Annotated in this window: 18 protein-coding genes; 14 read left to right on the top strand and 4 right to left on the bottom strand. The window is 70.7% G+C overall.

The genetic code is table 11. The annotated features are described in order from the left end of the window. The first annotated feature begins 138 nt into the window (after nucleotides 1-138). The 10 genes from BM362_RS11650 (at nucleotide 139) to BM362_RS11605 (ending at nucleotide 11,638) form a co-directional block, all read left to right on the top strand. Nucleotides 139-1,386: a DegT/DnrJ/EryC1/StrS family aminotransferase gene (locus tag BM362_RS11650; RefSeq protein ID WP_232792003.1), complete on the top strand. Its 1,248-nt coding sequence runs from the start codon at nucleotides 139-141 to the stop codon at nucleotides 1,384-1,386. Next, on the top strand, nucleotides 1,383-2,330 hold the full coding sequence (locus BM362_RS11645) for a ParB N-terminal domain-containing protein (protein ID WP_208865170.1): 948 nt from the start codon (nucleotides 1,383-1,385) through the stop codon (nucleotides 2,328-2,330). Before BM362_RS11650 ends, BM362_RS11645 begins: the two co-directional genes overlap by 4 nt. Nucleotides 2,331-2,430: 100 nt before the next feature. Next, nucleotides 2,431-2,688 (top strand): hypothetical protein, encoded by a 258-nt coding sequence (locus BM362_RS11640; protein ID WP_067593742.1) that lies wholly within the window; start codon nucleotides 2,431-2,433, stop codon nucleotides 2,686-2,688. Then, on the top strand, nucleotides 2,685-4,331 hold the full coding sequence (locus BM362_RS11635) for a (2,3-dihydroxybenzoyl)adenylate synthase (protein WP_067593739.1): 1,647 nt from the start codon (nucleotides 2,685-2,687) through the stop codon (nucleotides 4,329-4,331). The genes BM362_RS11640 and BM362_RS11635 overlap by 4 nt, the downstream gene beginning before the upstream one ends. Further along, a complete protein-coding gene (locus tag BM362_RS11630) occupies nucleotides 4,328-5,077 on the top strand; it encodes a thioesterase II family protein (protein ID WP_093573120.1) in 750 nt (249 codons plus the stop codon). The genes BM362_RS11635 and BM362_RS11630 overlap by 4 nt, the downstream gene beginning before the upstream one ends. Continuing rightward, nucleotides 5,074-6,264: an NAD(P)/FAD-dependent oxidoreductase gene (locus BM362_RS11625; protein WP_093573119.1), complete on the top strand. Its 1,191-nt coding sequence runs from the start codon at nucleotides 5,074-5,076 to the stop codon at nucleotides 6,262-6,264. The genes BM362_RS11630 and BM362_RS11625 overlap by 4 nt, the downstream gene beginning before the upstream one ends. Beyond that, nucleotides 6,261-9,170 (top strand): type I polyketide synthase, encoded by a 2,910-nt coding sequence (locus BM362_RS11620; RefSeq protein ID WP_093573118.1) that lies wholly within the window; start codon nucleotides 6,261-6,263, stop codon nucleotides 9,168-9,170. The genes BM362_RS11625 and BM362_RS11620 overlap by 4 nt, the downstream gene beginning before the upstream one ends. 8 nt (nucleotides 9,171-9,178) lie before the next feature. After that, the gene (locus BM362_RS11615) at nucleotides 9,179-10,189 is read left to right on the top strand and encodes a pyridoxal-phosphate dependent enzyme (protein ID WP_167545272.1); all 1,011 of its coding nucleotides are present in this window, start codon (nucleotides 9,179-9,181) and stop codon (nucleotides 10,187-10,189) included. Between the two features lie 3 nt (nucleotides 10,190-10,192). Further along, a complete protein-coding gene (epsC, locus tag BM362_RS11610; RefSeq protein ID WP_067593724.1) occupies nucleotides 10,193-10,795 on the top strand; it encodes a serine O-acetyltransferase EpsC in 603 nt (200 codons plus the stop codon). 174 nt (nucleotides 10,796-10,969) lie between these two features. Beyond that, entirely contained in the window at nucleotides 10,970-11,638 is a 669-nt protein-coding gene (locus tag BM362_RS11605; protein WP_093573116.1) for a hypothetical protein, read from the top strand. Nucleotides 11,639-11,658: 20 nt separating this feature from the next. Here BM362_RS11605 and BM362_RS11600 read toward each other — a convergent pair whose 3' ends face one another. Together BM362_RS11600 and BM362_RS11595 are read right to left on the bottom strand one after the other, a co-directional pair. Beyond that, nucleotides 11,659-12,630 carry a FecCD family ABC transporter permease gene (locus BM362_RS11600; RefSeq protein ID WP_167545271.1) on the bottom strand — a complete coding sequence of 324 codons (972 nt, stop codon included), beginning with the start codon at nucleotides 12,628-12,630 and terminating at the stop codon, nucleotides 11,659-11,661. A gap of 171 nt (nucleotides 12,631-12,801) precedes the next feature. Beyond that, nucleotides 12,802-13,785: a FecCD family ABC transporter permease gene (locus BM362_RS11595; protein WP_232792002.1), complete on the bottom strand. Its 984-nt coding sequence runs from the start codon at nucleotides 13,783-13,785 to the stop codon at nucleotides 12,802-12,804. A 170-nt stretch (nucleotides 13,786-13,955) separates the two neighbouring features. Here BM362_RS11595 and BM362_RS11590 point away from each other — a divergent pair, with 170 nt between their 5' ends. Next, nucleotides 13,956-14,924, top strand: a complete 969-nt coding sequence (locus tag BM362_RS11590) for an ABC transporter substrate-binding protein (protein WP_093573114.1) — start codon at nucleotides 13,956-13,958, stop codon at nucleotides 14,922-14,924. Between the two features lie 89 nt (nucleotides 14,925-15,013). Further along, nucleotides 15,014-16,036, top strand: coding sequence for a pyridoxal-phosphate dependent enzyme (locus BM362_RS11585; RefSeq protein ID WP_093573113.1), 1,023 nt, complete (start codon nucleotides 15,014-15,016; stop codon nucleotides 16,034-16,036). A gap of 672 nt (nucleotides 16,037-16,708) precedes the next feature. Here the strand turns inward: BM362_RS11585 and BM362_RS11580 are convergent. Next, nucleotides 16,709-17,221, bottom strand: coding sequence for a GNAT family N-acetyltransferase (locus tag BM362_RS11580; RefSeq protein WP_244287120.1), 513 nt, complete (start codon nucleotides 17,219-17,221; stop codon nucleotides 16,709-16,711). Nucleotides 17,222-17,283: 62 nt separating this feature from the next. Here BM362_RS11580 and BM362_RS11575 point away from each other — a divergent pair, with 62 nt between their 5' ends. Further along, on the top strand, nucleotides 17,284-18,021 hold the full coding sequence (locus BM362_RS11575) for an alpha/beta fold hydrolase (protein WP_067593708.1): 738 nt from the start codon (nucleotides 17,284-17,286) through the stop codon (nucleotides 18,019-18,021). Here the strand turns inward: BM362_RS11575 and BM362_RS11570 are convergent. Further along, nucleotides 18,014-18,844, bottom strand: coding sequence for a phosphotransferase enzyme family protein (locus BM362_RS11570; protein ID WP_067593705.1), 831 nt, complete (start codon nucleotides 18,842-18,844; stop codon nucleotides 18,014-18,016). The two genes, BM362_RS11575 and BM362_RS11570, sit on opposite strands and share 8 nt — an antisense overlap. 135 nt (nucleotides 18,845-18,979) lie before the next feature. On the opposite strand from BM362_RS11570, the gene ctaD reads away from it, so the two are divergent. Further along, on the top strand, nucleotides 18,980-20,752 hold the full coding sequence (gene ctaD / locus BM362_RS11565; RefSeq protein ID WP_093573112.1) for an aa3-type cytochrome oxidase subunit I: 1,773 nt from the start codon (nucleotides 18,980-18,982) through the stop codon (nucleotides 20,750-20,752). Nucleotides 20,753-21,243: the final 491 nt, after the last annotated feature.

Here is a 21,243-nt window from a genome sequence, read left to right as displayed (position 1 = left end):
GTAAAGCTGCTTTACCCGGTTGACATTCCCGGTCGGGAGAAAACCCTTCCAGCGGGTTCGTCCGCGATGCTTGAATGAGGCGGATGGCATTCGACCTGAACTGGGGAGATGTGTTCGGCCGTGTCCAGGAAATTTATTGTGCCCTGTCCTCTGCGCGGCAGCGTGCTGGCCTCGCCCGAGGCTGACGCGCTCGTCGAGCTGGTCACCAGCGAGTCCACCTTGTCCATGGGCGAGCACCGCGGGCGGTTCGAGCGGCAGTTCGCCGCGATGGTCGGGGCCCGGCACGCGGTCTCGGTCACCAGCGGCACGGTCGCGGTGCAGCTCGCGGTCGAGATGCTCGATCTTGAGCCGGGCGACGAGGTCATCGCGACCCCGCAGACCTACCAGGCCACCGTCCAGCCGCTGCTCGACCACCGCGTGCGAGTCCGGTTCTGCGACGTCGACCCGGGTTCGCTCACCGTCGACCCGGCCTCGTTCGAGGCACTGATCACCCCGCGCACCAAGGCTTTGCTGCTGGTGCACTACGGCGGCTGTCCCGCGGACATGGACGCGATCATGCGGATCGCCCGCGCGCACGGGGTGCTCGTCGTAGAGGACTGCGCGCACGCGCTCGGCGCCGGCTATCGCGGGCGAGTGCCGGGCGGGCTGGCCGACCTCGGCTGCTTCAGCTTCCAGAACTCCAAGAACATCACCACCCTCGGCGAGGGCGGGATGATCACCTGCGACAGCGAGGTCTGGGCGCACCGGCTGCAGCGGCTGCGCGGCAACGATTACGACGGCCACCTCAGCACCTCGGCGCTGCCCGGCGAGGACGAACCACTGCTGCTGCCGTGGATGAAGTACTCCGAAGGCGTATACCGCGACACGGTGCACCGGGTCCGCCGCAGCGGCACGAACGCGACCCTGTCCGAGGCCGCCGCCGCGGTCGGGGTGGTGCAGCTCGCGCGGTTGCCGGAATTGGCCGCGCTGCGCAGTGCGATCGCTTCGCGGCTGGACGAGGTGATCGACGGATATTCCTTTGTCACGCCGCAATCCGCCCCGGCGGGCAGCACACACGCCTACCACCTGTACACCTGCTTCGCGGAAACCGCCGAACTGCGCGAGGAAATGGTGCTGGCGCTCGACCGCGGCGGCGTGGAGATCCAGCTCCGCTATTTCCCGCAGCATTTGCTCCCGGAATGGCGCCACCGCGGGCACGGGCCGGGCGAATGCCCGGTGGCGGAACGATTGTGGTTCAGCTCGCTGATCAACCTGCCATGCCATCCGGGGCTGCGCCTGGCGCAGGTCGACTATCTGGTCGACACGCTGGACCGGGTGCTCGCCGACCTCAACGGGCCTGCGCCGGCGATGCTGCTGGCGGCCGGGGCGCGGGCGAGCGGCTCGTGATCGGCTTCGCGACACCCGGCGCGGTGCTGTCCGGCGCCCCGGTTTCGCTGCCGGTGCGGAATCTCGTGCTCGGCGGTTCGCCGCGGGTGGACGGCCCGGTCGCCGAACACGTCCGGATGCTGACCGGCCGCGATCCCGAGGTGCTGCCGCCGATCGTCGTGCAGCGCGACACGTTGCGCGTGGTCGACGGCGAACACCGCGTGCGGGCGGCGGTGCTGCGCGAGGACGAGCGGATCCGCGCGGTGCTGTGTGAAGGCACCGAAGCCGAGTGCTTCCTCTACGCGGTGCGGTCGAACATCGCGCACGGCCTTCCGCTGTCGCTGGAGAGCAGGCGGGCCGCGGCGGTGCGGATTGTGCGGGAATTCCCGGGCTGGTCGGACCACGTGGTGGCGGATCTGGCCGGGCTCTCGGACAAAACGGTGGGTGCGCTGCGGCGTTCGACCTCGGAAATTCCGGAGTCGAACACCGCGCGGATCGGCCGCGACGGACGGGCGCGCCCGTTGTCGGCGGCGCAGGGACGCCGCCAGGCCGGCGCGCTGCTGGCCGAGGAGCCCGGCCTGTCCCTGCGCGAGGTCGCCCGCCGCGCCGGGATCTCGCTCGGCACCGCGCACGACGTGCGGCGGCGGCTGGATTCCGGTCAGGATCCGGTGCCGGACCAGCGGCGTTCGCGCGCCGAGACGGTGCCGGAAGCCCCGCCGCGGGTGGACGCGGCGCTGCTGCTGCGCCAGCTCCGCACGGACCCGGCGCTGCGTTCGAGCGAGCCCGGACGAGTGCTGCTGCACCTGCTCAACCTGACCGGACAGGCGCTCGGCCGCCGGTCGGACATCCTCGGCGCGGTGCCGCCGCACTGCCTGCCCGCGGTGGCCGCGATGGCCGAGGCCTACGCGCGGGACCTGTCCGGGCTCGCCGAGCAGATCCGCGCGGCGCTGCCGGATCCGCACTGAATTCCTGGCTGTGCCCCGGCGTCCGGCAGGCCCCGGACGGCCCGTTCCGAACTCCCGCGCGCCCGGACGCGGGACCAAACCGTGAAAGGTATGGAGAGCTGTGCCATCCTCGCACCCGGCCCCGGCCGCGGAAGAGATCTTCGACCTGCTGACCGAAATCGGTCTCGACGCCGAAACCCTGGCCGAGGCCGACTCCTCGACCCGGCTCCGCGCGGACCTCGCGCTCAGCTCGGTCGAGACGACCGACCTGCAACTGGAGCTCACCGCCCGGTTCGGGCTCGCGGTGAACCTGTGGGACACCGAGGACTACACCCTCGGCCAGCTCGCCGAACTGGCCGGTGCGGCGGTGTCCCGATGACCGGGGTGACCGGAGAACGCGCCCGGCGGTACCGGGAATCCGGGCTGTGGAACGACGAACTCGTGGTGACGCCGATCCGCCGGCAGTTCGCCGAAGCGGCGGGCCGGTGTGCCGTGGTCGACGGTACGCGCCGCATCGGCTACGCGGAACTCGGCGACGCGGTGGGCGTGGCACGAGACCGGCTCGCCGGGTTGGGCGTGCGTCCTGGCGATCGGATCGCGGTCGCGCTGACCAACTGCGCCGAGTACGTCGTGCTCGTGCTGGCGGCGCTGGAACTCGGCGCCGCCCCGGTGTTGATCCTGCCTGCCTTCCGGGAACACGAACTGGACCACGTAGTCGCCGTGACCGAGCCGGTGCTGCTGGCGGTGGACGCGACCGGACGGCGCACGGAAGCGCTGACCGTCGCCCGGCGGCTGCGAGAACGCCATGCGGGGCTGAAAAACCTGCTCGTGCGCGGCGGGGAGACCACCGGCGACGAGGTGGATCTCGCGCTGCTGTGCGAACCCGGCGGCGAGACGCCGAGCGAGTGGAAGCCCGCGGCGGCCCCGTCCGACCCGGCGGTGTTCCTGCTTTCCGGCGGTACCACCGGCCTGCCCAAGGCGATCGCGCGGACGCACGAGGGCTACGGCTGCATGATCCGGCACGCGATCACCGTGAACGCGATGACCCGGGACGCGGTGAACCTGGTCGTGATGCCCGCCGAGCACGGCTTCGTCATGAACTGCCCTGGCATTCTCGGCGCGTTGTCCGTCGGGGCGACCGTGGTGCTGAGCTCGCCCGAATCTCCTTCGGGCGCTTTCGAAATCATCGAACGAGAGCGGGTCACGCACAGCACGCTGGTGCCCTCGGTCGCGCTGCGCTGGAGTGCCGAAGCGAAGCGGACCAGCCGCGATCTGTCGTCTCTCCGCGTGCTGCTGGTCGGCGGTTCCCGGCTCGCGCCAGGGACTGCCGACGAACTCCGCACCGCGCTCGGCGGCACCGTCCAGCAGTGCTACGGGATGAGTGAGGGACTGCTCTGCTACACCCGCCTGGACGACCCGGACGAGGTCATCCGCGACACCCAGGGCAGGCCGTTGCTGCCCGAGGACGAGATCAGGGTGGTCGCCGCCGACGGTTCGGACGTCGAGCCCGGCGAGGAAGGGGAACTGCTCACTCGCGGGCCCTACACCGTCGCCGGGTACTACGCGAATCCCGAAGCGACCGCGGAAGCGTTCACGCCGGACGGCTTCTACCGCACCGGCGACCTCGTCCGCGTCGATCCCGGCGGCAACCTGGCGATTCTCGGACGGCTTCGGGACGTGATCAATCGCGGCGGCGAGAAGATCTCCGCCGAGGAACTGGAAGCGATGGTGCTGCGGCATCCCTCGATCGCACAAGCGGCCGGGGTCGCCATGCCGCACGCGGTCCACGGGGAAACGGTCTGCCTCTGCGTGGTGCCTGCCGCCGGTGCCGAGCGGCCGGGACTGCGCGAGGTCCGGAAATTCCTGGACGGCCAAGGACTTGCCCGGTACAAGTTCCCCGAGCATCTCGTCGTCCTCGACGCGCTTCCGCTGACCGGCACCGGCAAAGTCGACAAAGCCGCACTGCGCCGGGACGTAACCGGGCCGCCGGAGCCCACGATGCTGAGCGGGGCACGAGGATGACCGGTTCCGCGTGGCTCAAACGGCTTCCCGGTGAAAGCCCGGTCCGGCAGCAGTTGCTCTGTCTTCCGCACGCCGGGGGCGGCGCGTCGTCGTTCCGGCCGTGGCGGCAGCTGCTTCCGCCGGAGGTCGAACTGCTGGTCGTGCAGTATCCGGGCCGGGAGGACCGGATCGGCGAGCCCGCGCTGACCGAGCTGGCGGAGCTGGCCGAAGGCGTGGCCGGCGCACTGCCCGAGGCGCTGGACGCGCCGTACACCGTGTTCGGCCACAGCATGGGTGCGCTGGTCGGGTATGAGCTGGTGAATGTGTTGCGGCAGAACGGTTTTCCGGCACCGCGGCGGTTGATAGTGTCCAGCCAGTTCCCGCCCGGGCTGCTGCCCGACCGGGGAGTCCGCGACTTCGGCGACGAGGCGGTGCTGGACCTCGTGGACTGGCTGGCCGGCGGATCCTCCGGCATCCGGGCCGATTCACGGCTCAGCGCGTTCGTGGCCGCGCTGGTCCGCGCCGACTACGAGGCGGTCGAGACCTACCGGCCGGGCACGGCGGACATCACCGTGCCGGTCAGCGCTTTCTGCGGGGCCGGGGACCCGGCGGTGAGCCCGGACGAGGTCGCGGGCTGGGCCGCGTGGTGCCGGGCCGGTTTCGACCGGACGGTCTTCCCCGGCGGCCATTTCTATCTGCGCGAATCGGCGGCGGAGACGGTCGCCGCGATCACCGGGATTCTCCGACGAGAGGACGTACTGGCATGAGTGCCGAGAAGCATTTCGACGTGATCGTGGTGGGCGGCGGCCCGATCGGGCTGTCCGCCGCGTGGCGGTCGGCGGCCGGCGGCGCGCGTGTGCTCGTCACCGACCGGTTCGGCTTCCTGAACGAGAGCTGCGGATCCAGCGGCGGCGAACGGCATTGGCGGGTGCAGTACACCCAGCCGGACATTTTCCGGCTCACGCTGGCCACCGCGCCGCTGTGGAAGGAACTGGAAGCCGACACCGGGCGCACGCTGGTGCACGAACTGGGCAGTCTGTGGTTCGGCGACACCCACGTGCCGACCAACGAGGGGCACATCGCCGACACCGCGGCCGCGATGGACGAACTGTCCGTGCCGTACGAATGGTTGTCCGGCAAGGAAATCGAGCGCCGCTACGGATTCCGCGACCTGCCCGCGCACTTCGAGGGCTTCCTGCAGCCGAGCGGCGGAGCCATCGACGTGCGCGGCACGCTCGCCGCACTGGTGCGGCAATGCCACCTCAACGGCGTGCGGATGCAGTCGCCCGAACGGATTCTCGCGGTGGAACCGGGCCAGGACGGCGTCGTGGTGCGCAGCGACCGGGCGACCTACCGTGCGGACAAGGTGGTGCTGGCGGCCAACGCGCACGTCAACGAGCTGATCCGGCCGTGGGGAGCGGGAGAGCTGGACCTGCACACCTACGAGATGGCGCTGGTGACCTTGCGCGACCGCGGCGACGGCGTGCGCAGGCCGTTCTGGTTCGCCTTCCAGGAGCCGACCGCCGAGGACACCAACCTGTTCTACGGTTTCCCGCCCAACCCGTGGTCGAACGACGGGCTCGCCCGGCTCGGCCCGGATTTCGAGGTGGACGCGCTGGCCGACGCCGACCTCGCCACCGGCCGTCCGCGTCCCGCGCACGTCGAGCGGGTGTCGGGCTGGGTCCGGGCGCACCTGCCGTGGCTGGACCCGGAACCGGTCTCCACCGGCACCTGCCTCGCGGTGCTGCCCGGGGACCCGCAGCGGCAGTTCTACCTCGGCACCGCCGAAGGACTGGTCGAGGGCGGCGAGAACGTCGTGGTCGCCGCGGGCGGCTGGGCGTTCAAGCTGGTCCCGTTGTTCGGCCGGATCTGCGCCGACCTGCTTTCCCGCGGCAAGACCGAGCACGACATCGCCCGGCACGCGTTGACCGGCCTTCGGGCCGCCGTCCAGTGAGTGCCGGCCAGCGGATCGCGGTCGTCGGCATGGCGGGCCGGTTCCCCGGCGCGCCCAGCACGGCGGCGTTCTGGCGCAATCTTCGCGACGGGGTCGAATCCGTCGCCCCGCTCAGCGAAGCCGAACTGCTCGCGGAAGGCGTGCCTGCCGAGGAAATCGCGCACCCGGATTACGTGCCGGTGGCGGCGACCCTGGCGGAGCACGATCTGTTCGATGCCCGCTTCTTCGGCTTCGGTGCCCGCGAGGCGGCGCTGCTGGACCCGCAGCACCGGGTGTTTCTGGAATGTGCCTGGCACGCGATGGAAGACGCGGGGATCCGGCCGGGCGACGCGAGCAGCGGCGGGGTGTTCGCTTCGGCGGGAATGCCCGCGTACCTGATGTCGAACCTGCTGGGCGGGCGTCCGGTGGTGCTCGGTTCGGAGGTCTTCGAACTCCAGATCCACAACGACAAGGACTATCTCGCCACCCGGGTCGCGCACCGGCTCGGCCTGACCGGACCGGCGGTGAGCGTGCAGACGGCGTGTTCCGGTTCGCTGGTCGCGGTGCACCAGGCGGTGCGGGCGCTGCGCGCGGGCGAATGCGAGATCGCGCTCGCCGGCGGGGTGTGCGTGCGGGTTCCGCACCGGGTCGGCTATCGCTGGGAACGCGGCATGGTGTTCTCGCGGGACGGGCACTGCCGTCCGTTCGACGCGGCGGCCTCCGGGACGGTGTTCGGCAACGGGGTCGGCGTCGTGGTGCTCAAACGGCTCGGCGACGCGCTCGCGGCCGGGGACCGGGTGCTCGCGGTGCTCGCCGGATCGGCGGTGAACAACGACGGCGCGGGCAAGGTCGGTTTCACCGCGCCGAGTGCCGCCGGCCAGGAGGCGGTGGTGCGCGCCGCGCTGCGGGACGCGGACTTCGACCCGGAGACGATCACCGCGGTGGAGGCGCACGGCACCGCGACCCCGATCGGCGACCCGATCGAAATCACCGCGCTGAGCCGGGCGTTCGGCACCTCGCGCACCGGGTTCTGCACGGTCGGCTCGGTGAAGGGCAACGTCGGGCACCTGGAGTCCGCGGCCGGGATCGCCGGGCTGATCAAGGCGGTTCTCCAGCTGCGGCACGGTGTTCTGGCCCCGACGGCGCAGTTCGCCGAGCCGAATCCGGCGATCGGCTTCGCGAGCACGCCGTTCGTGGTGCGAACCGAGGCCGGGGAATGGGAGACCGGCGGGCTGCCGAGGCGGATCGGGGTCAGCGCGTTCGGCATCGGCGGGACCAACGCCCACGTTCTGCTTGAAGAAGCGGCCCCGCCGGAGCCGACGCCGCCGGTGCGCCGTCCGCAAGTGCTGGTGCTGTCGGCGAAAACGAAGGAAGCGCTGGAAACGATGGCCGGTGAGCTGGCCGCGGTGCTTCGGGAGCCGGACGCGCCGGCTATCGCGGATGTCGCCGCGACATTGCGCCGTGGCCGGGAAGCCTGGCGGTACCGGCGGGCGGTGGTGGTGTCCGAGTCGTCCGCCGCACTTGCGGCTCCAGCGGCCGCGGTGTCGGCGAACAAGCCCCGGGTGGTGTGGATGTTCCCCGGGCAAGGCGCGCAGTACCCGGGGATGGGCGCGGAGTTCTACCGGGAACTCTCCGGCTTTGCCGAAGCCGTCGACGAATGCGTCCGGGAGCTGACGCCGCGCCTCGGCGTCGACCTGCGGGAGCTGATGTTCTCGCCGGACACCGATCCCGCTCGGCTGCGGGCGACCGAACTCGCGCAACCAGCGTTGTTCGTGACCTCCTACGCGCTCGCTCGCCAGCTGCTCCGCTGGGATTGCCGCGCCGACGCCATGGTCGGCCACAGTCTCGGCGAACTGGTGGCCGCCTGCTTGGCCGGAGTGCTGTCGCTGCCGGACGCATTGCGGTTCGTCGCGGAGCGGGGGCGGCTGATGGCGGAGCAGCCGCCGGGAGTGATGCTCGCCGTTTCCGCGGCCGAGGAGCGAATCGCCGGGTTGCTGTCCGGTGACGTCACGGTCGCCGCGGTCAACGCGCCGGAGCTGTGCGTGTTGAGCGGGCCCGCGGAGGCGATCGCGAAATGCGCTGAAGTCCTTGCCGGGCAAGAGATTCCGCACAAACCGCTGCACACCTCGCATGCCTTCCACTCGGCGATGATGGACGAGGTCGTGCCGCGGCTGGCCGATTTCCTCGGCACCGCGCAGCTCAGCGAACCCGAGGTGCCGGTGTTCTCCGCGGTGACCGGAGCGCTGCTCACCGACGAGCAGGCCGTCGATCCCGGGTATTGGGCGGCACAGGCGAGGGAACCGGTCCGCTTCGCCGCGGCGCTGGCCAGCGCGGGCGGCGGGCTGGTGCTGGAAGCAGGGCCCGGTGCCACGCTCGGCACGTTCGCGCGGGCGACGCTCGGCGAACCGGTCGCGGTGGCGCGAACTATGCCGCGTCCGAACGAAAACCGGCCCGAACTGGAGGTGCTGCTGGGCGCGGTGGGCGCGCTCTGGCAGCGGGGTTGTCCGGTCGATCTGGAAGCGGTGCACGACGGAGCTGGGCAGACGGTCTCGTTACCCGGGTACGCCTTCGCCCGGCAGCGCTACTGGATCGGACGGCAGCCGGGCGCTCCGGAACCGGCCGCGGTCCCGGCGGACGAAGCCGTTTCCCGGCCGGCCGAGCTGAGCGGGAGTTTCGCCGAGCCGGACACCGAACTGCTCCGCCGGATCGTCGCGGTGTGGGAGGACGTCCTGCAGTACCGGCCGATTGGCGTGCACGACGATTTCTTCGAACTGGGCGGCCATTCGCTGCTCGCCGCGAAGCTGAGCGCCGGTCTCGCCGCCGCGCTCGGCCGCGAGATCTCGCTGCCGGACGTGCTGGGGCGGCCTACCCCGGCCGCGTTCGCCGAGGCGCTGGAAAAGACCGTGCCCGCTGAACCGAAGGAGTGAAGAGCGTGGTGTCCACGCGACGGTTCCCGAACTGGACCGCACTGTCCGAGCCGCACGGTTCGCTGTTCCGGGAAAGCGGTCCGCTTTCCCGGTTTCCCCGGCTGCGCGCCTTCCGGGCCGGGCTCGGCCTGACCCGGCTCGCCGAGGTGCCCGGACCGGCGGGCGGGGCTCGGGTGCTGGCCAAACACGAGTACGAGAACCCGACCGGATCCGACGCGGACCGGGTGGCCTACGCGCTGGTCTGCCAGGCGATCGGGGCTTCGGCGAGGCAACCGCGGTTCGTCGCCGCGGCCGGAGCGGACCTGGCTCGCGCGCTGAGCCGCCTCTGCTCGCTGATCGGCGCGCCGCTGCGGCTGGTGCTCGCCGAGGAAGCGGCGCTCGGTCCGGACGGGGCCGGCGTGCGGGTCGACCGGTCTGCTCCGGAGGACGGGCTGCTCGGCGCGATCGCGCTGGCCGAGGAGATCGCGGAAGCCGGACAGGAGTGGATTCTCCTGGCCGCACATCGTGATCCGGTGTGCGTGGCGATGCACGAATTCGTGACCGGACGCGAGATCATCGGCCAGCTCGACGGACTCGTCCCGGCCGCGTGGGTGTGCGGGACCGGCACCGGCGGCTGCCTCGCCGGGGTGACCAGGGCGTTGCGCGCGACGGGCGCGGACCCGGTCGTCACCGGGGTGACCGCCGCGGAGCTGCCGTACGGGTCGGCCGCCGCGCCGAGGTCCGGGCTGCCGGGATGGGCCGGACTCGGCCACGGCTACCGGCAGCCGCTCGTGGAGGGAGAACTGCCGGACTTGGCAACGGAAAGCGTGCGCATGGCCGAGGCCCGGGCAGGCATCAGGGAATTCCGCGCGGCGACGGGGCGGGAGATCGGCCCGGCTTCAGCGGCGAACTGGCTCGTCGCCCGCGCAGTCGCCGCGAAGCTGCCGCCGGAGGACGTCGTCGTCACGATGTTCCCGGACGGCCCGCACGAAGTCACCGCAGTAGCCGACCTTGGGGAAAAGACGAAGGGGAAGGGCTGAACGATGGTCACTGTCCGGTCCGCCCGCCCGGCGCCGCCGCGTCGTGCCGAGTCCGGCGCCGCCGCGGATTCCGGTCGCCTCGGCGCATTGGCACGGATGCGCGAAGACCTCCGTACGATCGTCGAACGGGATCCGTCGATCGACACCCTCGCCGAGGCGCTGGCCCATTCCACGCTGCCCGCGGTCTGGATCCATCGCGTCGCGCACGCGCTTTACCGGCGCGGGCACCGGATCGCCGCACGGTTGCTGACCAATCTCGCGCGGGTGCTCACCGGCGTCGAGATCCATCCCGGCGCGGTGATCGGCCGCCGGTTGTTCATCGACCACGGCACCGGGGTGATCATCGGGGAGACCGCGGTAGTCGGCGAAGACGTGACGCTGTACCAGCAGGTGACGCTCGGCGCGGTCGGCTGGTGGCGCGACAACAGAAGGGACGCGGGCGAACGACGGCATCCGGCGGTCGGCGACCGGGTCACCTTCGGGGCCGGCGCCACGGTGCTCGGCCCGGTCGAGGTCGGCGACGATTCGTTCGTGGGCGCGACCGCGCTCGTGGTCTCCGACCTGCCCGCGGGAAGCAAAGTGCTCGCCGTTCCGCGGACCGCGTAATCGGACCGCGAAAAAAACCGTCGCGAAGGAATTTTCCCGGTATTCGTGAGGCAGCTCACCGGCGCCGGTCAATTGTCGGGGCGCGGCCGGTCCGTTAGCATCGAGGCAAGACGTCGCGATCCGGCGGATGTGGGGGATTTCGTGCAGGCACGGTATCCGATACGGGTAAATCATGTGCCCGGTCCGGAAGGCAATGCGCTCAGTCGCGGACGTGCGGGCCGGACCGGCCCGGCCGCCGCCCCGTCCGGTTCGCCGCGCCCGGGTTCCCGGCCGTCGGTTTCGCCTGCGGCCAAAGGCGTTCTCGGTGCCTGCCTGCGGCGGCTTTCCTGGTCGCCGGACCGGCTCGCCCGCGAGATCAACCGCAGGCTCGGGCCGGGCACGATCAGCGCCAAGGCCCCCTACCACTGGCTGCGCGGGGTCACGCCGCGCGATCCGCTGCCCGCGGTGGTCGTCTCGATCCTTTCCGCTGAGCTGGGCGAGGAAATCCGGCTGGCGAACCTGTGGCCCGCGCTGGCGGCCCGCGACGTCTGCCCGCCCGCCCCGGCCCCGGTCACGGTCGAGCCGCTGATGATCCGCGCGCTGCGGTCGAGGGTGGACCAGCTGCTGGCACTGGACGGCAGGCTGGACGACCGCGCGCTGCTTTCCTGGGCGGCGCAGGACGTGAGCTGGATCCGGCAGCTCAGCGCGGGCCCCGGCGTCCCCGCGGCGGCCGAGCGGGAACTGCGCCGGATGGCCGCGGACCTTTCCCGGGTGATCGGAAACGTTTCCCTGCGAATCGACGATTGTGTCGGCGGGTGCGATTTTCTACTGGCGTCGATTGAAGAGTGCGAAACGATCGTGTGAACGGTTTCGGCGGTATTCCTTCACCGCATTCCCCGGCCGACGAGCAAGAACAGCAGATACGCCCCGCCGACGATCCCGGTCACCACCCCGACCGGGATTTCCGCGGGCGAACTCAGCGAACGCGCGAGCAGATCGGCCAGCATCAGCAACGCGGATCCCAGCAACGCCGACGCCGCGAGCGACGGCTCCCGGCTGCCGGTCAGCAGCCGGGCTAACGCCGGAGCAGTGAGTGCCACGAAGGCAACGGGCCCCACCGCCGCCGTGGCGGCCGAAGCGAGCACCGTGGCCGCAATCGTCAGGAAAACGCGGGTCCGGCCCACCGCGACCCCGAGCGAGCGGGCAAGGTCGTCGCCGTGCCCGAGAAGCGTCAGCGGCCGCGCGAACGGCACCACGGCCAAGGCCGCCGGGATCGTGAACCACAGCAGCGGCACCAGCTCCGGCCAAGACCGGCCGTCGAGCGTCCCGGTCAGCCACACCAGCGCGGCCTGCGCTTCAGTCACCTCGCCGACGGTGAGCAGCCAAGACACCCCGCCGGCCAGCAAGGCCGCGATCGCCACGCCGATGAGGACAAGGTTCCGCCCCCGCGCGGTGGCCAGCAGATGCACCACGCCGGTGGTGACCAGCCCGCCGGCCAACGCCGCGCCCGACACGGCAGGCCCGGTCCAGCCGAACAGCAGCAAGGCGGACACCGCGGCCGCCGCGGCTCCGGAGGTCGTGCCGAGCACGTCCGGGCTGGCGAGCGGATTGCGGACCAGGGATTGCACGATCGCGCCCGCCAGCCCGAAGGCCGCGCCGGTCGTCACGGCGAGCAGCAACCGGGGAAGCCGGACGTCCAGGACGAAGAAGCTCGCCCGCGGGTCGGCGGTTCCGGCGAGCGCGCGGAGGACGGACGACGGCGCGAGGGGGAAGTCGCCGTAGAGGAGTCCCGCGACGAGGAGACCGGCCACGAGGACGGCGAGGATCGGCGGGACGAGGCGGGCGGTTCGGTTCATGGTCGGTTGCCGTGGGGTTGTCGCGCCTGGACTGCGCACGGTGGGCGGGGACGAGTGGCCGGAAGACTCCGGTGGGCGAGGGGCGCGATTCATGCCAGCCCGCCGCGCGTGAGCGGTGCCGGACCGGCGGGATCGATAGGCCCATCGCGGCGGGGCCTGGCGTGCTGCACCTCAGGCCGCCGAGAGCTTCTTGCGGCGCGCCAGCACGATCAGCACCGGCGTCCCGAACACCGCGGTCACCACTCCCGCGGGCAGCTCCGCCGGTCCGGCCGCGAACCGGCCGAGGAGGTCGGCGAGCAACAGCAGCAGCGGGCCCAGCACTACTGAATAGCGCAGCACCCAGCGCTGGTCCGGTCCGGTGATCAGCCGCGCCAGATGCGGCACCAGCAGTCCGAGGAAGCCGATCGGCCCGGCGATCGCGGTGGCGACCCCGGACAGCACCACGACCACCGCGCTGGACAGCAGTTTCGCCGGCGCGCTTCGTTGCCCCAGCGAGATCGCGAGGTCCTCGCCCAGCGCCTGCACGTTGAGCGCCCTGCCCAGCAGCAGTCCGCAGCCGAGCGCGGGCACGAGCAGCGCCGCGCCGAAAAGGAGCACCGAGACCGGCCGTCCGGTCAGGGAACCGACCTGCCAGAACCGGAACTGGGCGAACGTGCCGCCGTCGGTGAGCAGGACAGCGCTGGTCGCCGAGGTGAGGATAGCGGTGAGTGCGGTTCCGGCGAGCAGCAGCGTCACCGGGCCGCGCGACCGGTGGGCGAGCAGGTGCACCACGGCCGCGGCGATCGCGGCACCGGCCAGAGCGAGCCAAGCGGTGGACGATCCGGTCAGCGAACCCATGGTGGTCAGGCCGAGCACGATCGCCAGTGCCGCTCCGGCGTTGATGCCCAGGATTCCGGGATCTGCCAGCGGGTTTCGCACCGATGACTGGAGGATCGCACCGGCAAGGCCGAGCCCGGCTCCGGCCGCGAGCCCGACGAGTGTGCGAGGCAGCCGCAGCGTCCGCACCGCGAGCTCGTCCAGCCGGGCGGGGTCGTAGTGCAGCAGTGCGTCCAGGACCGTGCCGGGGGAAACGAACGTCGCTCCCGCGCACACGCTGGCCAGCGCGACGATCGCGAGCGCCGCGAGCGCGCCGGCCCATCCCGCGCCGGGACGCACGGCGATTCGGTGCGGAGCGGGTATTCGCTGAGCTGGTGCCATGTTCATCCCCGGAGAAGGCGAGCGGCTTCTCCGTTCGCAGGAGCCGGATTATGGTTAGGCAATCCTAATCCGGGCAAGTGTCCGACTGGGGCGGACGAACACTTTCTCCCTGCGGCACAGGAGGTTTGATGGCGAGGGGCGCGGGCAAGCCCGCCCGGCGGACCGTGCTCTTCGGCGCGGTCGCCGCGACAGCCGCGGTGGTCGCGCCGCGGCTGTCGCCGGGTTCCGCGGCCGCCGGTCCGGTCCGGGAGGCGCCGCCGGGCCCGTGGACGATCGCCGACGACGCCGGGCTGCGGTTGGAATTCTCTTCGGTGCCAAGGCGAATCATCGCTTACGTCACCGTGGCCAGCACTCTGCACGACTACGGCGTCGACGTGGCCGGGGTATACGGCGGAGTTCTGGCGCAGGGGCGCAAGCTTGATCGGGCGACCCTGGGAAGTCTTGACCGCGCCGCTGTTCTAGGCTCCGCGTGGGGCCAGCTGAACGTGGAACGAGCAGGCGCGCTGAGGCCGGACCTGGTGCTGGACTCCTTGCAGTACGGGCTTTCCCAGCTCGATCCAGGGGTAGGGGCGCAGGTGCGGAAGTTCTGTCCGGTGGCGTCTTTCGAGAGCTACGCGGCCGAGCTGCCGGATTCGCTGCACCGGTTCGGCGACCTGGCCGCTTCGCTCGGCGCGTCCGGCGTCGCGGCGCAGCGGGCCGAGTACCTGCGGGCAAGTGCTGAACTGCGTGCGGTGGCGCGGCGGACGCCTCGGGTGCTGTTCGTTTCGATCGACCCGGACGGGATCCGGATCGCTCGCACGGGTTGGCCGTTGCTGCGGGAGTACCTCGCGCTCGGAGTGCCCGTCGTACTGCCGCCCGGGGGCAAGTACGCACTGAAACTGTCCTGGGAAAACTCGTTGCGGTACCCGGCGGACGTGCTGATGGTGGACGCCCGTTCCACGAGCCTGCAACCCGCGGACGTCGCCGGGCATCCGTTCTGGCAACGGCAGGAAGCCGTCCGGACCGGGCGGGTTTATCCGTGGCAGCCCGAACCGCCGCTGAGCTACCGCGCGGCGGCGGTTCAGCTGACTGGCCTCGCCCGCGCGCTCGCTGGCTGAAGCGTTCAGCCATGGGTGCGGAAAAACGTTGATACGCAAGAGAAAACGGCTACAGTTCGACGCGGTTTCCGAGGCGAGAAAGAGGAGTCATGACGAACGCCTACCAGGACGTGATCGACCTGACGATCGGCGAGCCGCTGGACGAGATGTTCGACGAGCGGCTGACCCTGGAACGGTTCCCGGCGTTGAAGGAGTTCCGGGACCGGCTCGGGCACTCCCGGCTCGTCGAGGTCCCCGGGCCGGACGGCGGTGCGAAGATCTTCGCCAAGTACGAGTTCGAGAACCCGTTCGGCTCAGTGAAGGACCGCACCGCGTACTCGCTGCTGTGCGGCGCGGTGAACGCCAACGCCGACCGCCTGGACGACCTGCGCATCGTCGCCGGGTCGGGCGGCAACATGGCGCGAGCCTTGGCTCAGCTGGGAAAACTGGCCGGAATCCCGGTCAAGGTCGTGCTGCCGAGTTCGATGGCCGAGAGCGTCGTCGAGGAGATCCGCGGCACCGGAGCGACTGTCGAATTCTCCCGCGGTTCGGAGTTCGTGCTCGGATTTCTCAAGCTCTCCAAGGAAATCGCCGACGCCGACCCCCGGTGGACGATGGTCGCGCAGCACCGCGACCTGCACAACTTCGGGGTGAACCAGTTCCTCACCGGCCAGGAAATCATCACCCAGCTGGCCGGACGACGCCCGTCCGCGTGGGTGGCCGCGGTCGGCAGCGGCGCGACCCTCGGCGGAGTCGCCCGCGCACTGCGCACCGAGTACGGCGACCTCGACGTCGTCGCGGTGACCCCGGCCGAACTTCCCTTCGGCACCGCGAGCCCGCCCAACGAAACCGCCAAGTTCCCCGGAGCGGGCGGCCTCGGATACGGGATGCGCCAGCGCTTCGTCAGCGACCTGATCCCCGGCGTCCAGCACCAGACCGTGTCCTACCCCGAGGTCCTCCGCAGCATGCGCGACTTCCGCGACGCCACCGGCACCGCCATCGGCGGCTCCGCGGCGGCCAACTGGCTCACCGCCCGCCGCCTGGCCGCGACCCGCACCCCGGACGACACCGTGGTGACCTTGTTCGCCGACTCCGGCACCGCGGAGGACTGGAAGAACGCCAGCCGCCTCTGAGACTCGCCGATCTTGGCCCGCGCTGTCCTCGGGCCCGCGTTCCCCCACTGCCGCTGGGCGCGGGCCCAAGGGCGACGAATGCCGTCACCCGGCGTGCGGCACGTTCACCTGCCGCCGAGCGTGGCGAGTCCGGTGGAGGCGGAGTTCCGCCCGGCCGGTTCGGGGAAGCCGGGGTCCGTGCACCGGCGTCGTCTTGCGAAGTTTGCGCCGCGGCGAGGAAAGCAAAGCCGTGCGATCTCGCATTCGCCCGCCTGCTCCAGGACGGCGGTTACGGGTGCAGGTGTTGGCTCGTGATGTCCGTGTCGGAGCGGGGATGGAGGACCTCGCGTTGGCCGGGCTCTTTCGGGGGTGGTGCAGGCGTTGGCTCGCGAAGCCCATGCCGGATCGGATCCTGGAAAAAGTCGCGAACCGACGCCCGAGCGTTCGCCTGGCCACTCCAGGGGACGGCGGTCGCGGGTGCATCCATTGTCTCGCGAAGCCTGTGTTGGAGCGGGGAGCCTGTGTTGGAGCGGGGAGCCTGTGTTGGAGCGGGGAGCGGAAGGCATCGCGATCCCACGCCCGAGCGTCCGCCCGGCCGCTCCGGGAACACCGATCGCGGCTACCGGCGCTGTCCCGCGAACCCCGCGCCGGATCGAGAACCGGAAGATCTCGCAAGCCCGCGGCCAGCCACCCTCACCGCCGGAAATGCCGTGAAAGCGCTCCGTCGTACTCCTCCTCCACGTAGTCCGTGAACCCCAGCTTCTCCACCACCCGCAACGACGGCGTGTTCGTCACCGCGACGCTGATCAGCACCGGAATCGCCGGTATTTCCCGCTCCGCCCACTCCACCGACGCCCGCGCCGCCTCCGCCGCGTAACCCTTCCCCCACGCCGACGGACGGAAGCGATACGCCAGGTTCAGCACTTTCTCGCCCCGGAACTCCCGGTTGCGCACTCCGGTCATGCCGATCACGTCCGACCCGTCGGCGGCCTCCGGCCTGCCCCGCTCCCGGACCGCCAGGTACCCGTAGCCGAACGTCGCCCAGTGCTCGAGCCAGCTGCCGAACATCACCAGCGTGGTCTCGGTGTCCGGCGGACGCGGGTGGTACCGGTTCGTCTCCGGGTCGCTCTGGATCTCCACCACTGCTTGCCGATCTGTCTCCACGAAGTGCCGCAGCACCAGCCTTTCCGTCACGATCTCTGTCACGTCCCGACCATAACGACCGGGTCCGACAAAAATCGCGGCGAAAAACAGCGACAATCTCCGCCATGACCGAACTGCCGCTGGTGCTCCTGCACGCCTTCCCGCTCGACGCCCGCATGTGGGACCCGCTCCGCGCGCCGCTCGCGGAACGCCTCCGGGTCATCACGCCTGATCAGCGCGGCCTCGGCCGGAGTCCGTTGCCGGAGACCGAAGCCGAGCCGGAGCTGGCGGACGCGGCGAGGGACGTCGTCGCGCTCCTGGACAAGCTCGAACTCGACCAGGTGGTTCTCGGCGGCTGTTCGATGGGCGGCTACCTGGCGATGGCCGTCCTGCGGCAGGCTCCCGAACGCGTCGGCGGGCTGGTCCTCATCGACACCAAAGCCACCGCGGACACCCCCGAAGCCGCGCAAACCCGGCTCGATGTCGCGAACCGCGCCGAGGCCGAAGGCGTCAAGGGCTGGCTGGCCGACGGGAACCTGCCGAACCTGCTGGCCGACACCGCGTCCGCCGACGTTCGCGCGCGCGTGCGCGAATTGATCGACGCGCAGCCGCCGTCCGGGGTCGCCTGGGCCGCGCGGGCAATGCGCAACCGGCCCGATTCCGTTGACCTGCTGCGCGAAACCGACGTCCCGGCGCTCGTCATCGTGGGGGAGCGCGACGCGATCACGCCGCTCGACGCCGCCAACACCATGGTCGAGGCGCTGCCCGACGCGACCCTCGCCGTCCTCCCGGACGTCGGGCACCTGACACCGCTGGAGGACCCGGCTGGCGTGGTCGAAGCGATCCTCGGCTGGGTCAGCTGAAGTAGTCGACGGCCGCGGCGCGTGCTTCGCCTAGGCGGTGAGGGAAGCGCTGTGCGATCAGGAACCGCCACGCCACCGCGAAGAGCGAGCGAAGCTGCGTACACGTGGCGAGGACGGCTTCGTCCGCTTCGCCTGGGTACGCAGCGAGGAACTCCGGACCACCCTGTCGCGCGAGGATTGCCAGGTCCCATTCGAGCGGTCCGCGCCAGGTGTCCTCGAAGTCGAGCCAGCACGGGCCGTCGGCGGTTTCGATGAGGTTGCCGGGGTGTGCGTCGCCGTGCAGGGCCTGGACCGGGCCCGACGGCAGCAGCGCGGCGAGCCGTTCGGTTTCCGTGCGGATCCGGTCGGCGAAGCCGTCCAGCAGCGAACCGCTGCGGTCGACGGTGTCCAGGAGCTCGCTGACCGGGCCGCGGGAGGGCAGTTCGCCGGGATAGTCGCGCAAGGCGGCGTGGATCCGGGCGAGCGATCCGGCGGTCTCGTCCGGCCCGTGCCGATGGTCCGGATCGTGCGGGGTCCAGTGCCAGAGCGTGACCGGCAATCCCTCCGCGAAATGGGGTCCGGCCGGGGGATCCGCGGTCGGTGAGACGACGCGCACACCACGTTCGGTGAGGTAGGCCGAAAGGGCGACATCCCGCTCCAGCCACGCGGTCGCGTCCGGCCGCAGCAACCGGGTGGTGGCCGGGACTCTCGCCACGACCGGACCCATCCTCACCAGCACGTTCGAGCGCTCGTGCAGCACCTCGGCCGAGTCCGTCGCGAGGCCGAACCGGCGGCCGGCGGCGAGCGCGGAGGAGACCGCCGCGGTGCGGTACGGGTCGGTCATGCGGTGATCTAACCAGCCGGTGCGCGCGACTGTCGGTACCGAGGGCTACGATCCCCTTAACCGCCCGGATCAGGCTCGCCTGAGCCCGAGCGCCCCGAAGTTGACCACCACAAGGTTGCAGTGTTGGAGGCAGGAGTGACGGCCGTAGCCCCCAAGCCGATCGCGACGCGCCCGTATCCCGCGCGCGAGACGGCAAAGGGTTCGTACCTGCTGCGGTTGTTCCGCACGACGGACCACAAGCAGATCGGGATCATGTATCTGGTCTCGTCGTTCGCCTTCTTCATGATCGGCGGCGCGATGGCCATGCTCATCCGGACGGAGCTCGCCCAGCCGGGGCAGCAGTTCCTGTCCCAGGAGCAGTACAACCAGCTGTTCACCATGCACGGCACGGTGATGCTGCTGCTGTACGCGACGCCGAGCCTGTTCGGGTTCGCGAACTTCATCCTGCCGCTGCAGATCGGCTCGCCCGACGTGGCGTTCCCGCGGCTGAACGCGTTCTCCTACTGGCTGTTCCTGTTCGGCAGCCTGATCGTGCTGTCCGGCTTCCTGACGCCCGGCGGCGCCGCCGACTTCGGCTGGTTCGCCTACACGCCGCTCTCGGACGCCATCCACTCGCCCGGCGTCGGAGCCGACCTGTGGATCGCCGGGCTGGCCGTGTCCGGTCTGGGCACCATCCTCGGTGCGGTCAACATGATCACCACGGTGGTCTGCCTGCGCGCGCCCGGCATGACGATGTACCGGATGCCGATCTTCACCTGGAACATCCTGATCACGAGCATCCTGATCCTGCTCGCGTTCCCGATCCTCACCGCGGCCCTGTTCGGCCTGATGGCGGACCGGCACCTCGGTGCCCACGTGTTCGACCCGGCCAACGGCGGGGTGATCCTGTGGCAGCACCTGTTCTGGTTCTTCGGCCATCCCGAGGTCTATATCGTCGCGCTGCCGTTCTTCGGGATCGTGTCGGAGATCTTCCCGGTCTTCAGCCGCAAGCCGGTGTTCGGCTACAAGGGCCTGGTCTTCGCGACGCTGTCGATCGCGGCGCTGTCGGTGGCGGTGTGGGCGCACCACATGTACGCGACCGGCGCGGTCCTGCTGCCGTTCTTCTCCTTCATGACGTTCCTCATCGCGGTCCCGACCGGCGTGAAGTTCTTCAACTGGATCGGCACGATGTGGAAGGGCCAGCTGTCCTTCGAGACGCCGATGATCTTCTCGATGGGCTTCATCGTCACGTTCCTCTTCGGCGGTCTGACCGGCATCATGCTGGCCGCCCCGGCGATCGACTTCCACGTGTCGGACAGCTACTTCGTGGTGGCGCACTTCCACTACGTCCTCTACGGCACGATCGTGTTCGCGACCTTCGCCGGGATCTACTTCTGGTTCCCGAAGATCACCGGCCGGATGATGGACGAGAAGCTCGGGAAGTGGCACTTCTGGACCACGTTCATCGGCTTCCACACCACGTTCCTGGTGCAGCACTGGCTGGGCGCGGAAGGCATGCCGCGGCGGTACGCGGACTACCTGGCCAGCGACGGGTTCACCACGCTGAACACGATCTCCACGATCGGCGCGTACATCCTCGGGGCGTCCACGCTGCCGTTCATCTGGAACGTGTTCAAGAGCTACCGGTACGGCGAGATCGTCACGGTCGACGACCCGTGGGGCTACGGCAACTCGCTCGAGTGGGCCACGTCCTGCCCGCCGCCGCGGCACAACTTCACCGAACTGCCCCGGATCCGCTCCGAGCGGCCCGCGTTCGAGCTGCACTACCCGCACATGGTCGAACGCCTCCACACGGAAGGCGAGATCGGCTTCTTCGGCAAGGCCAAGCACATCGGGGCCCCGTCGCAGAAGCTCGTGGACGCCACCATGCCGGGCGACCACAGCAAGGACAACGCGAGCGAGCAGTAACCGGCGCTCGAAGATATGCCCGGCGCGTGCCCGGTCGAGGAACAACCTCGGCCGGGCACGCGCGGTTTTCGCACGCTCCACGCGGCGCTGTGGCCCGAGCGGTGCCAGGCGGTCGTCCCGGTCAGCGGGTACATCGCGCGAGCACCCGGAATTGCTCGCCGCTCGCCGGGGCGTCGTGAGTGGTGATGCCGGTTAGAACCGGCATCACCACTCACGAGCCCTTACCCCGCGGGCCTCGCTGCGCTGCCCGCATCCGGCCGTGCGGCCGCCAGCGGCACGCTCCGCGTGCGAGCCCGCCCAGCCGTGTCTCACTCGGGGCGAGCCAGATTCGCTCGCCCCGCTCACACACGCTCCACGTGCCAGACCCCGGCGAGTCTGGCTCGCTCCGGCGAGTCTGGTTCACCTCTGGCCAGCCGGGCTCACTCCGGCCATCCGGCCGGCTTCGCTCACCCCGGCCAGCTCCGTCACCTCGGCTAGTCGACCTCACTCCG

Source organism: Amycolatopsis rubida (assembly GCF_900115345.1).
In the GTDB taxonomy this organism is placed as follows: domain Bacteria; phylum Actinomycetota; class Actinomycetes; order Mycobacteriales; family Pseudonocardiaceae; genus Amycolatopsis; species Amycolatopsis rubida.
This window is presented reverse-complemented; position numbering and strand designations above follow the sequence as displayed.

What these genes read in the sequence shown, in the direction of transcription:
- BM362_RS11600 (WP_167545271.1), bottom strand. Translation starts at nt 12,630, where the DNA reads ATGAACCGAACCGCCCGCCTCGTCCCGCCGATCCTCGCCGTCCTCGTG.
- BM362_RS11585 (WP_093573113.1), top strand. Translation starts at nt 15,014, where the DNA reads ATGACGAACGCCTACCAGGACGTGATCGACCTGACGATCGGCGAGCCG.
- BM362_RS11590 (WP_093573114.1), top strand. Translation starts at nt 13,956, where the DNA reads ATGGCGAGGGGCGCGGGCAAGCCCGCCCGGCGGACCGTGCTCTTCGGC.
- epsC (WP_067593724.1), top strand. Translation starts at nt 10,193, where the DNA reads ATGGTCACTGTCCGGTCCGCCCGCCCGGCGCCGCCGCGTCGTGCCGAG.
- BM362_RS11570 (WP_067593705.1), bottom strand. Translation starts at nt 18,844, where the DNA reads ATGACCGACCCGTACCGCACCGCGGCGGTCTCCTCCGCGCTCGCCGCC.
- BM362_RS11630 (WP_093573120.1), top strand. Translation starts at nt 4,328, where the DNA reads ATGACCGGTTCCGCGTGGCTCAAACGGCTTCCCGGTGAAAGCCCGGTC.
- BM362_RS11625 (WP_093573119.1), top strand. Translation starts at nt 5,074, where the DNA reads ATGAGTGCCGAGAAGCATTTCGACGTGATCGTGGTGGGCGGCGGCCCG.
- BM362_RS11635 (WP_067593739.1), top strand. Translation starts at nt 2,685, where the DNA reads ATGACCGGGGTGACCGGAGAACGCGCCCGGCGGTACCGGGAATCCGGG.
- BM362_RS11575 (WP_067593708.1), top strand. Translation starts at nt 17,284, where the DNA reads ATGACCGAACTGCCGCTGGTGCTCCTGCACGCCTTCCCGCTCGACGCC.